Consider the following 11,998-nt stretch of genomic DNA (forward strand, 5'->3'; position numbering starts at 1 on the left):
TGCCGACGATCTACCAGGGCGACAGCTCAGCTCGGACTCGCGCCCGCGAACATCTCTGAGGCCACCCCGTCCAGCAGAACACCTGGATCGACCTTGAGTGCTTCTGCGATTCGCACGAGGGATCGCACGTTCATCATCGCCCGGCCGGCTTCGTAGGAGCGGATGTTCGAAGAGTCGATCCGGCTCGCGACGGCGAGTTGGTCCACCGTCATCGACAACGCCTTCCGCGCATTCGCGATGTTGCCGCCGATCTGCACGGCGGCAGGCGAAGAGTTGCGAGGCATTTCTCTAGTATCGCGGATCAGTTTCGGTTCAGCCCGTGTTTGCGTGTGTCCAGCGCGAGCTTGAAGTGACTCTCCGCTGCGTCGATCTCGCGTGTCGGAGTCGACGGGTCGAACACGCGCAACAACGAGAAGCGGAATGTCGATGCGTCGAGACCGCGCAGCTCGACGTTGCCGCCATGGCCGTTCGTCGCGTAGGCGTTCCAACGCTGACGGAGGTTCTCGGCACCGTCGGCCTTGCCGACGTAGTGACGGCCGTCGCGCGTGTCGGTGATGAGGTAGATGCCGACGACCGACGAGAGCGCCGTTCGCCAAGCCGCGTAACGGTGCTCGCGCATGACCGCCTGAAGATGCGGGTGGTCGAGGACGAGGCGGTCGAAGCCCGGGAACGGCACCGGCTGCGCGTCCGCGATCTCCATCACCGGATAGCCGGCAGCGGTTGGTCCGTTCAGTCGCCACGTGCGGGGCGACCGCCAGCCGATGACCAGCCGGTTCCTGAGGTCCGCCATCTGCTCGGACACGACGAGATCGAAGGTTCTGAGCGCGCCGTCGTTCGCGAGCTCCCCGCGGTTCTCCACGACCGACCAGAACCGGGCCCGGTCGCCGCCCTCGCGGACGAACACCACCCAGATCGCCGGCGGCGTCGTCGGGAAGATCCTCGGGTTCGCGGACTGCTGGCTCGTGTAGAGCAGAATCTCTTCATCGGTGGAGTCGGCGTGGATGCCCTGGAGGCCGGTGTCCTCGTGCTCCTTCACGAAAGCATGCCGAAGCACCTGGGCCTCGAGCGGGTCGATCCCGGCGCTGCGCAGGATCGGATCGAGCGTGAGCTTCAAGGGCCCACCAACGGTCCGAAATCGTCAACGAAACTTGCGACGTTCTCCATCAGCTCGCTCTCGGAGCCGGATTGATAGCTCACGAGGCGGACGCTCGTCCCCTCGATGCGAGTGTAGAAGTAGGTGGTGCATCGCGTATCGCGCGATGACGACCTCAGCTGTACGAACTGCAGTAGATGTAGGGGGCGTTCCGAGCCGTCCTTCACGAGATACAGGTCACCGGCAACCATCGGATCGCCGACTCGATAGGCGTTCCTGCGGAAGGGCGACTTCGCCCCGAGCGCAACCTCCGCCGTTTGCACGTATCCATCTCGTCCTCGCTCAAGCCCGCCTGCACGGACAAGCGTCAACTGCGACCAGACGTCGCCGAGGATTTGCCGCAGTTCTCTGAGGTCCGCGACAAGGGATTCGATTCGATCCTGTCGCTCGTCATCGGAGGTATAGCCAGAGTGACCGATCCATTTGTTTCTCTTGCTGTTCGCCTCGTTGAACTTCCTGATGAGGTGCTTCGAGGCGAGCTTAGCGATAGATGCCTGTCCGAGGTCGCCAAACGCGGCCCGGACGCGCGCAAGTTCGTCGCGATCGTTAGAGTAGAGCGCCTGCCGCACGACGCTCGAGGCCTTCTCCGCGATCAAGACCCAAGTTCCGAACGTCGCCCGTTCGATCGTGAGCCCGTGCGCGTCAAGAGCCCTGCGGATCGAAGCCTGCATCTCGTCCCCCGTGCCCGGAATGCTCCGACATGCTGAGAGCAGAATGGTCGCGTGGAATGCGACGATCGCTTCCCACGCGTGGATGTAGGCGAGCTGCTTGTCACCGAGCGAAGACGCTGTCTCGGCTGTCCACAGCGCCGTGGCGATCGGATAGGGGAGCTGCTCGATCCATGAGCTGAGCGAGTCGTCAAAAGCGCCAGCGACACTATCTACAACTCCGTCCGCCGTGTCGGGAGCAACCCAGATGCCTGCCCGCCGCCTGTCCAGCTCTGATTGGAACGAGGCGAGACGCTCGTCTGCGGAGACCACGCTGATCTGAACCTCGCGTGGCGGCACTGGGACGATCATCTCGTCGGCCCAGCGCATCAATGAGCCCGAATCCGATCGGAGAGCTCGCACAAGAGCGCCAGTACTTCCGGCGTCGATCGCCTACGTCGGCTACTCTCGCCGACTTCAGAGTTGAGCCAGGCTGCCAGGAACCCCGTGTCGATCGAGACCTCGTCCAGTGGGACCCGAAGAACACGTCCTTCGGAGTTGGTGCCGGCGGACGCTGTCGACACGACGCCCACTCGTGTGGTCGGCACGAAAATGCTCGCGTTGCTCTCTTCGGTGCCATCGGACTGCGTCGGCTCACTCGCCAGCAGCGTGGTCAAACGCCGCGCCGACCATCCGGTGGCGGCGAGACTCTTCAGTATGTCTCCCGCGTCATCGCTGAAGTGGTGGCTCGGATCCAGATCTACGGTCTCGCGCGGTGAGCCGTCAACGGCGATGCCGCTTTCAGGCCCATAGCGCGATTCGAGGAGGTCCGAGTCGACCGGAGTGTCATTGAAGGACGTCAGCCGCCAGGAGAGCTTTCGCCCCTCGCTGGTTGTCCTGCCCAGGGTGGCGTCGCGACGGATGAACTGGCTAGTGCGAATAACACGGCTACGCGGGCCGGGCTTCCACCTGCGGAGTCCGGATTCCAGCTCGTCGAACGCTGACCGCAGTATTGAACGTCGACGCTTGTCGGTCGTGAACTGCGCCCGCAGATCCGCAATCATTGCCGTGTCCCGAGTCACTCGGCCCGTGGTATTCGTGAAGGTCAACAGGTAAAGCGGGATCGCGGTGTTCGGTGCGAGGCCTTCGGGAAGCCGTGTCACGGACTCGATCAGACCCGCGGCCATGATCGCGCGACGCAGCTCCTCCGTGGAGCCGCCTGAGCTCAAAGCCCTCGGCGCGACCAGCGCCGCCACTCGTCCTCCTCCTTGACTCGCCGGACGTAGTTTTTCCAGTGCAAGGGAGATGAACAGCCACGCACTGTCGCTGCCCTGCGGCAATCCGAATCGGAACTCGCCCCGATCGTGTCGCGCGTGCACCGCGGGACCCGAAGCTTTCCAATCGAGACCCCACGGCGCGTCCACAATGACCAGATCCGCAGTGAAGGTCGCGAATCGGTCTTCACCAAGTGTGTCCGTGTGCACGACCTCGGCGTCGGGCACCGAGGCAAGCCGATCTCGGGCCGCCATGACGGCCCGTTCGTTGATGTCCTGTCCGCGGTAGCGAACATTGATTCCGGCGGCCGTCAAGGCATCGGCCAACATGCCGCCCGCGTAGCCGGAGCCCACCGCCGGGTCCCAGATGTCGATCTTCTTCAGGCTCTGGTCCAGCCCGGCAAGGCAACCCACGGCCAGCGCCTTTGCGAGGCTCGGACTCGTGGTCATCCAATCATCCAAGTCGGAGCCCATAGTCGACGGCCGCGGACCTTCAAGGATGGCCTGGAGTGCCGGATGAGGGTTCTGCACGGACATCAGTAGTTCTCCCGGACGTACTGGTAGATCCGGTCGAACAGATCGCCCTTGATCGGGAGACCATAGTTCTTGAGTACCGCGCGCAGTTCTCGACGAACAGCCTTGTCCCCCGCGTCACTCGTCGTCCAGCCGGTGTAAGCGACCTCGTGGACAATCGCGTCGATGCGGTCGACAATCTCGGGCACGATCTGGTGGAGTCCCGGTGGGGTGTTCTCCTCGACGATCTGCGTGAGCACGCCGCGCTTGGGATCCGCGAGCCGCTCCAGCGTTTCATCGTCTCCCGCCTCGGCTGCCCGATCGGCAGCGACGACATCCTGCGCGATCCTCAGCGCTTCTTCGAGGAAAGCGAGCGAGTCTTCGACGTTCTCGATGGCCTTCGCCCGCAGCTTCTCGATCCGCTCCGCGAGCGACTTGTACACCGGGCTCTCGGTCTCGGCGAGACGCCGGTGGAGCCGCGCCTCGATCGAGTCGAGCACCTGCTGATACACGTCGGGTTGATCCGGCCCTTCAGGAGCGGTGCTGGGCACGCGAAGCTGTTCGGCGATGCGCTTCACGAGTGCCAAGCCGGCGGCGTCGAGGGTCACCGTCCGCGACGCCAGCGATTTCACGACGACCTCGTTCATGTGGCCGTGGATGAGCTCCGTGGTCTTGGCACCGAGACGCGCCCAGAGGAACGCCTTCGAGACGTCCTTCGGCCGGATCGACTCGTAGACCTTCGCCAGCCAGAAGTACTGCTGCTTGAACGGCGTCAGCATCGGGTGCGGGTCGAGGAACTCCCACACGGTCTGCAGCGCAACATACGTCTCGACGAAGTCCGAACGTCCGGCGCTGTCCTCGGGGATCCGTTCGTGCGCCTCGGCGAGCGAGTCGAACGACGAATCGGTGGTGTCGATTCCGGCGAACAGGTGCAGCAGGCGCGTGAGATCCGCGACGAACTTCCCTGCGAGTTTGGAGGCGTCGGTGACATTGAGCTCATCGTCTTCTCCTCCTCTTGCCTCCGGTCCGGAGATCGCGTTACCGATGGCCTTGGCCAACCCGATGTAGTCCACCACGCGCCCATAGTCCTTGCGCTGCCCGGTGATCGGGTTCTTCCACGGCCGGTTGGGCCTGGTGATCGTCTGGAAGAGATTTGCGTCCTTGGCCGGCTTGTCCAGGTACAGCACGCCCTCGATCGGCGCGTTGAAGCCGGTCATCCACTTCGCAGTGACGACGACGAACGACATCGGGTCATCGACCTTCTTGAAGCGGCGCTTCAGCGCCTCCTCCTGCTCCGGCGTGAGGAGGTGCTGCCGATACTCCTTCGGCGTGTCCTTACTGTCGGCGACGTGCATGACGACGCCGACTTCGCGAGGGCGACCATCAGGCATGACCGCGCCACGCTGGACGAGTTCATCCTCGATGGCGCGGGCATAGGCGATGACGAGGCTCTGGTTGTAGGCGACGACCTGGGCCTTCTGCCCGAGGGGTGCGACGTAGTTGAGGAAGTGCTCGACGATGTCGGCGCACACCGCGGCGACGCGATCGGGGTTCGACAGGATCGTCTCGATGTGCGATGCCTTCCCCGAGAGGTAGACCTTCTCATCCTCATCAAGGGCCTCCTCGGCCGCGAGCTCGTCGAAGGCTTCATCGAGGGCCTCCTTGTCGAGGCTGAAGCCGACGGATCTGCCCTCGACGATCACCGGCTTGGTGAACCCGTCGGCGATCGACTGCTCCGGTGTGTACCGAGACATGACGAAGTCCGGGTCGGCAGGATCGCCGAACAGCTTGAAGGTGGATCGGTCCTTGTCCTGAATCGCAGTGCCGGTCGCGCCGAAGAACTTGGCGTTCGGCACTGCCACGCGCCAGGCCTCGCCGAACTTCCCTTCCTGGGAGCGATGCGCCTCGTCAACGAGGACGACGATGTTCGATCGGTCGTTGAGGTGTCCGGCCTCGGCGAACTTGTGCACCGTGGTGATGATGACCCCCGGCTCCCCGTTGCGGAGGAGGGCGAACAGCTCCCGTCGGTTCCTGGGCACGCTCATGCGGGGCATGCCTGCGGTCTCAAACATCTCCGCCGTCTGGCGGACCAGATCCTTCCGGTCGGCGATGACGATGACCGTCGGTGCGCCGCCGAAGGACTCGGTCACCGCCGGGTCCCGCAGCAGTCGCGCCGCGGCGAACGCCATCAGCTCCGTCTTCCCCGACCCCTGATGATGCCAGATCAGGCCGCCGGGGCGACCGTCGAGGACCTTCTGATGGATGCCGAGCGCTGCCTCGAACTGCGGATACCGGGGCAGGAACTTGACGTCGATTTCGGAAGCATCGCGTGCATGGCGGAACATCGCCAGGTCCTTGAGAATGGGCAGGATCGTCTCCGGCCGCAGCAGCAGCCTTGCCGCTCGCTCGACACGAGCCGGGCCGGTGATGACCTTCGGGTCATCCTCCGTGGAGCCCCATGGAGCCCAAATCTCGGAGTCGGGATCTGGCACGGCACGAATCGGGGCCATGCGGAGTTCCAGACCTTCGGTCGCGACGTTGAAGACGTTCGTCGCGAAGAAGTTCGGATACTCCTCCTCGTAGGTGCCGTAGATGTCGCGCGCGGCGTTCACCCACGAGACCTGCTGCTTCACGGGCGTCTTTGTCTCCGCGACGACCAACGGGAACCCGTTGACGAAATAGACGACGTCGAAGCGGCGCGGCCTGCCTGCACCCGCGATCGTCACCTCGTCGGCCACGGTGAACCGGTTGCTGTCGAAGTTGTCGAAGTCGATCAGCCGACGCGGCACGTGCTCGCCGTCGATGGTCGGGAACGAGTGGTCCCCGCGCAGCATCACCGTCAGACGCTCGTTGGCCGCAACCAGGCCGTTGTGAGCATCCAAGATCGCTTGATTGAGCTCATGGAGCACCAGTTCCGTGGACTCGGAATCGTCGACGAGTTCGGGATTCAGCGCGAGCAGGGCCTCGCGAGCCCAGCCCTCGACGATCACATCGTGCTCGTCACGAGGCAGCTCGTCACCCCGGAGGTATTCCCAGCCGGCCTCCTCCGCCCACTCGATCAGGGAGCGCTGGATCGTGCTCGCTTCGGTGAAACCCATCTCACGACACCTCCTCGAGGAGACGGTCGTAGGAGTCGGGGATCTCGATCTCCTGGTTTAGAAGCGAGGTCAAGAGCCTCGCTCGGTAAGAGCGCAGGGTTGCGAGCTCAGACGACAGAGCGGCCGCGACGTGATCGAACGAGTCCAACGCAGAAGCGGTCCGTTCTTGGGCGGAATGAGATGGCACCGGAAGCGAAACCGTTAGGAGCTGTTCGGCACTCAACCTTTTCCTACGCTGGACCGAACCAGTCACTCGACTCTTCATCTCCCCCCACAGTCGAGACGATCGACACACGTGCTTAATCCACCGAGCACTGATCCCGTCATTGAGCGTAAACGTAGGAAACTCGTTGCTCGCGAGATAGCCATCGAACTCGTTGGGGACTACCGTGATCGGCCCCTCCCACGCCGTCAGCTTCCGCATCACAACCTGTCCGGCTCGCAAGACGTTCATGACCTCGTACCCGGTATCCTCGCCTCGAAAGACACCCTTGTCGATCAGGCCCTGACCCGCGTTGAGCACCCCGGCGCTGCGGTAGCTCTCGTTCATCTCGAGCCGACGACGTTCGACATCGAGTTTCATAAGTTGAGAGAAAGGACGACCGGCCGCTTCGGTACCGTCCTCTTCGTTCCACAGCACCCCACTTGTATGCGCGTACGCGGTGAGACAACGAGCATGCTCGCTCCTCAAGTTTTCGACGTGCGTATCGACAGCGGACATCAGGTCGACTACCCGACGCTGCTCCTCGATGGTCGGGAGCCAAACCGTGAGTCCCAGGACGTCCTCGATCTTCGATCGTTTGCGGCTTCCCGTCGTGCCCCTAGAACGGATATCGAGTTTCTCTGCAAAAGATCGCTCATCGCAAAGCAAGAAGAGGTATTCGAGCATCAGGCGCGTAGGATCTTTGCTCGTAAGGACGGCGAACTCGGTGGAGCAAACATGAGACCTACCTCCGGGCACCTTCCATGTTCGTTGAATACGCGGATTCAACATGGAAACAAGCACGCTCTCCACCGGAACCGCGAACTTGTGGCTCTTGATACCGGCCGCAGGTTCGACCACCGGTTGTTTGGAATCGTCAAACGCCGGGATGCTGAAGTGGGTGAGTTCAATATCTCCAAGCTGACGTGGATCGATACGATCACGCGAAGCAGTTACCACCTCACCGAGGGTCGTTTCCTCCCACTCACTCATCAAACACTTCCAAGGTACTCACATCGATACCAGCCGCCGCGAGACGCCCAAGCATGACCGCCTCAGTGTCGATGCGGCGCTGACGCGCCTCTGCGAAGGCGACGAGCGCCGTGGCCAGATCGGCGGTGTCCTCGGCGGCGACCTTGATGTAGCGCCCGATGTTCAGGTCGAAGCCGTTGCCCTCGATCTCCTCGAGCGGCACGAGGCGGACCTCGGTGTCGTCCTCACCGTCGGGGCCCTGACCCCTGCGGTAAGCGTCAATGAGGGCCTGGACATCGCTCTCATACATGACGTTCTGATTCTTACCCTTGGCGGACCGCGCGGAACCATCGATGAACAGGACACTACCCCTGCGCTCGGCGGGCTTCTGGTCGCGGAAGATCAGCAGGCAGGCAGGGATCGACGTCGAGTAGAACAGGTTCGGGGGCAGGCCGACTACCGCCTCTAGACGGTCCTCCCTAATGAGGCACTGCCGGATCTTCGCCTCGGCCCCGCCTCGGAACAGCACACCGTGAGGCATCACGACGCCTACTCGTCCAGTTCCCGAGTTCATCGACGAAATCATGTGCTGCACGAAGGCGAAATCGCCATTCTTAGCAGGTGGCACTCCGCAGAACGCTCGCGGGTCCGCCGCCCAGCGCTCAGCTCCCCAGTTCGCAAGCGAGAACGGCGGATTCGCGATCACGACGTCGAAGGTACGTACAGCTCCTCTGGTGTCCTTGAACGCCGGCGCTCGAAGCGTGTCTCCCCGCTTGATCTCAAAATCCTCGATCTCGTGCAGGAACAGATTCATCCGCGCGATCGAGGCCGTGGTCAGATTGATCTCTTGGCCGTAGACCCGCAGAGTGCGATGGTCCTTACCGTGTGCCCGCAATTGGTTAATCGTCGCCACCAGCATGCCGCCCGAGCCGCAGGTCGGGTCATAGACGGACTCGCCGGGCTCGGGTTGCAGGATCCCGACGAGAAGGTTCACCACCTCGCGAGGGGTGAAGAACTCCCCCGCCTTCTTGCCGGACTCGTCGGCGAAGTTCTTCAGGAGGTACTCGTAGCCGGCACCGAGTAGGTCGTGGGAGACGGTCGACGGGTCGAGGCGGATCTGGTTGAACGCTTGAATCAGTCCGAGCAGCGCCGACTCAGGGATCCGCTCTTTGTTACCCCAAGCGGCGTCGCCGAACACTCCGGCCAGCGACTTCGGGTTCGCCTTCTCGATGCGCTGGAAGGTCTTCGCAATCGCTGCGCCGAGATTGGCGACGGTTCCGGTGACCTCGTCCCACAGCGTGCCCTTCGGCATCTCGAAGCGGTGGAAGTCGGCCTCAATCTCATCGTCGAGCTCTTCGCCGTACTCCTCGATCGCCTTCTCGTGCTCGAAGACCCAAGTGTCGCTGATCCACTTCCAGAAGAGCATCGGGAAGACGTAGGTCTTGAAGTCGGCCGGATCAACCGGGCCGCGCAACGCGTTGGCCGCATCCCACAACCTGGATTCGAGTTCTTGCTGGGTGATCGTCACTGAAGTTGTTGCTCCTAGATTGCACGGTTCGGAAACGGGGCACTGCTTAGCCCTGACGCATGCCGATTGGGACCGGTCCACGCAAGACCCGTTCGCCACGTTCAAATCTATCGAGTCCATCCGACGATCCGACTCGGTTGAGAGAGGGGCGAGGGAGCCGACCGGAAAGTAGCCGCTGTCGATTCCTGGCTTGGAGGACTCATCCGGGGGCAGTCCAGCTGGGATCACTTCCCGCTGCACATCCCCGCGAGCAGCCCAATCAAGATATCTCACCAGATAGCTTGACACCCACGCAGGCGGGCACCACACTGGTGTTACCTATCTTGTCAGTTACCTTGGAAGCATCGTGATCCCGATCACCGTCCACGTCCGCGAGAATCGCGTCGAAGAGTTCTATGTCCGCTTCGCCGAGTTCATCGTCGAAACGCCAGATCTTGGCAGACCTCTCAACCTCGAGTCCGGAACAGTACCTGCATGGATCCAGACCCAGGAGGCGAAGGGCATGGCTACCAAGCTGATGAGCGAGATCTCACTTATGGGGTATGGCGTGCTGCGCCACCTGATCGAGGGAGCAGACAAGGAGACCATCCGCCTGCGCCCCCAAGAACTTGCGGACATCTCTAGGCACCCGAACGGAATCTCGGGCGTGGCCGGAGTTCTGGGCGGAGTCGGAAAGGCGATCCGTCGCGCTGGGCTGCCCATGTACCGCACGCCGAGCGGTGGCACATGGCACTACATCTGGGAGTGGGACGGCGAGGCTTATTCGATGACCCCTGAGGTCGCGAAGCTGCTTTACGCCAACCGAGCGCGTTAGACACGCGTGGGCGGTCCCGCAGAAAGACGAAGGGGCGACGAGCTCCTCCACGTCTTGTCGACTTTGGGTGAGATGGCTCTCCACCGATCCGACCCCGGTCTGGTCCAGTCAGATCAAGCGGTGACCCATGGCAGCGCATGCGGACCGCGGCGCATGGGACTTCCCGACGTAGGCGCGGGCTACGAAGCCGAAGATCGCGAGCTTGCAGCGCTTGTCGCGCGGCTGGATGGTGAGAGGCTGATCGAGCGCTCGGCTGACCTCTGACCTCATCTCGGGTCTCAGAAGCCGAGCCGGAAGTCTTCGACCTTCTGGCGGATTACCGTGCTGGGGTCCTGGCCAGTCGCGGACAGCGTAAGCATCGTTCGGAGGTCATCGTCGTCTAGCACAAGGATCAGCTTGCGGTGGATGACCCACTGCTCACGTCGTGTAATCTCAGCGCTGCGGTGCTCTGCCGTGCGACACACGATAATGCCGAAGAGTCCCGCACCATGGGCGCTCAGATAGTTGGCGATCTGCAGGACGTCCTTCTTCTTCACACCGCCTTTGTAGTTCTTGGCATCCACGACGACGTAGTGCGCCTCATAGTGATCCCGCAAGAACTTCCAGCCGCCGCTCTCGGCATAGTTCGCCAAGATGATGTCCCGCCGATTCACACCGCTTTGATTTCTGTGCTCGTCGAGCGGTTGTTCGAGGGGCGGCGAAATTGTCTCAGCCAAGATGTCGCGCACCACACGCTGATAGGCCGGCCACTCGGGCTTTCCCGGAGCGATGCTCGCGAGCCGACCTTCCAGTGAACCCCCGTCACTCCGCTTATCGGCACGAGGCCCAGACGAAACGTGGCGTTCACGAACCGCAGGCGGCCAGGGCAAATACGGCGCTGCGTCACGTAACGTTGGCCCGTCAACAACCCGGTCCACACCCGCCTTCCGCAGCTGGGCGACGTGCTCAAGCGTGAGAGTCCCGGAAACCACGAGAATTAGTTGTGGCGCGCGCCCACCCGAGGACTCGGCGAACGTCTCGCCGTACGAACGAAGCTGAGCGGCGACTCTCTCCAACCGGGCGCCCGTCATCGGGGTTGGGATCTTCAACTCCACGATGGCCGGAGTCCCATCCGAACGAACCACGAGGAAGTCGGGCCGCGCCCCGCCCTTCAGACGCGGTTCTCGTTCGATAGAAGCTGTGTCAAGAATCTCCGGCAACGCCTGTTGCACGAGCAGGCTGAAATCACGCTCGGTGAAGTTTTCCCCGAGGCGCTCAATTCCACCCGCCGCGCTCATCGTCGCAGACCGAGCAACGACATGACGGGTACCTTGAGCTGATTGGCAAGCGCATCGACCGAGTCCAAGGTCAGGTTCCGCTCGCCACGCTCGATTCCGGCGAGGTAGCGGGGCGTGACGCCGAGCTCCTCCGCGAGCCCCTCTTGGGTAAGTCCTCGGGATCGGCGGAGTTCGCGCAACTGCGCGCCCAGGACCGATCGGAGAGGTTTCGACACCTTTCAAGCGTCGCGGCGGGTACTCATGGCTTCCAGGTACTTATGCGTTCCGGTTGCGCCTTCGCGCGCCGCGCTTCTCCTCTAGGCTCGACCCATGGACTACGAGCGCATCGAGGGCCCGGACGGACTCGAGATCCGCGTCCCGCGCGACGACGGCTACCGCACCTGCGCGGTCTGCGGTGGCGACTGCGAGCCGGAACCCATGGTCACGGAGCAGCATGGCGTGCGTGTTGCGTTCACATGCCCCAAGCACGGGCCGCAGGGGGTCGTCGACCCGTTCGATGACGTTCGGTAAGGAGCACGTG

11 protein-coding genes are annotated in these 11,998 nt (G+C 62.9%); 2 read left to right on the top strand and 9 right to left on the bottom strand.

Annotated features, from left to right (window positions below):
• Positions 1–26 precede the first annotated feature (26 nt).
• The 7 genes from ACFWHT_RS08810 to ACFWHT_RS08840 all read right to left on the bottom strand — a co-directional run bounded on the left by ACFWHT_RS08810 (position 27) and on the right by ACFWHT_RS08840 (position 9,387).
• Positions 27–257: a helix-turn-helix domain-containing protein gene (locus ACFWHT_RS08810; RefSeq protein WP_378827426.1), complete on the bottom strand. Its 231-nt coding sequence runs from the start codon at positions 255–257 to the stop codon at positions 27–29.
• A 44-nt stretch (positions 258–301) separates the two neighbouring features.
• Positions 302–1,114 carry a GIY-YIG nuclease family protein gene (locus ACFWHT_RS08815; RefSeq protein WP_378827428.1) on the bottom strand — a complete coding sequence of 271 codons (813 nt, stop codon included), beginning with the start codon at positions 1,112–1,114 and terminating at the stop codon, positions 302–304.
• Positions 1,111–2,190: an N-6 DNA methylase gene (locus ACFWHT_RS08820; protein ID WP_378827431.1), complete on the bottom strand. Its 1,080-nt coding sequence runs from the start codon at positions 2,188–2,190 to the stop codon at positions 1,111–1,113. Before ACFWHT_RS08820 ends, ACFWHT_RS08815 begins: the two co-directional genes overlap by 4 nt.
• Entirely contained in the window at positions 2,190–3,524 is a 1,335-nt protein-coding gene (locus ACFWHT_RS08825) for a class I SAM-dependent DNA methyltransferase (protein ID WP_378827433.1), read from the bottom strand. Before ACFWHT_RS08825 ends, ACFWHT_RS08820 begins: the two co-directional genes overlap by 1 nt.
• 86 nt (positions 3,525–3,610) lie before the next feature.
• Positions 3,611–6,685: a type I restriction endonuclease subunit R gene (locus tag ACFWHT_RS08830; protein ID WP_378827434.1), complete on the bottom strand. Its 3,075-nt coding sequence runs from the start codon at positions 6,683–6,685 to the stop codon at positions 3,611–3,613.
• Position 6,686: 1 nt separating this feature from the next.
• On the bottom strand, positions 6,687–7,880 hold the full coding sequence (locus tag ACFWHT_RS08835) for a restriction endonuclease subunit S (protein WP_378827436.1): 1,194 nt from the start codon (positions 7,878–7,880) through the stop codon (positions 6,687–6,689).
• A complete protein-coding gene (locus ACFWHT_RS08840) occupies positions 7,873–9,387 on the bottom strand; it encodes an N-6 DNA methylase (protein ID WP_378827438.1) in 1,515 nt (504 codons plus the stop codon). Before ACFWHT_RS08840 ends, ACFWHT_RS08835 begins: the two co-directional genes overlap by 8 nt.
• A gap of 346 nt (positions 9,388–9,733) precedes the next feature.
• Here ACFWHT_RS08840 and ACFWHT_RS08845 point away from each other — a divergent pair, with 346 nt between their 5' ends.
• Positions 9,734–10,201, top strand: a complete 468-nt coding sequence (locus ACFWHT_RS08845) for a hypothetical protein (RefSeq protein ID WP_378827440.1) — start codon at positions 9,734–9,736, stop codon at positions 10,199–10,201.
• A gap of 278 nt (positions 10,202–10,479) precedes the next feature.
• On the opposite strand, the gene ACFWHT_RS08850 is transcribed toward ACFWHT_RS08845, so the two are convergent.
• Complete coding sequence (locus tag ACFWHT_RS08850; protein WP_378827443.1) at positions 10,480–11,478, bottom strand: hypothetical protein; 999 nt, start codon at positions 11,476–11,478, stop codon at positions 10,480–10,482.
• Positions 11,475–11,693 carry a helix-turn-helix domain-containing protein gene (locus ACFWHT_RS08855; protein ID WP_292885852.1) on the bottom strand — a complete coding sequence of 73 codons (219 nt, stop codon included), beginning with the start codon at positions 11,691–11,693 and terminating at the stop codon, positions 11,475–11,477. Before ACFWHT_RS08855 ends, ACFWHT_RS08850 begins: the two co-directional genes overlap by 4 nt.
• Before the next feature lie 94 nt (positions 11,694–11,787).
• Here ACFWHT_RS08855 and ACFWHT_RS08860 point away from each other — a divergent pair, with 94 nt between their 5' ends.
• Positions 11,788–11,988: a hypothetical protein gene (locus ACFWHT_RS08860; RefSeq protein WP_378827445.1), complete on the top strand. Its 201-nt coding sequence runs from the start codon at positions 11,788–11,790 to the stop codon at positions 11,986–11,988.
• The last annotated feature ends 10 nt before the right edge of the window (positions 11,989–11,998 follow it).

It is taken from the genome of Microbacterium sp. NPDC058342, from assembly GCF_042723935.1.
In the GTDB taxonomy this organism is placed as follows: Bacteria; Actinomycetota; Actinomycetes; order Actinomycetales; family Microbacteriaceae; genus Microbacterium.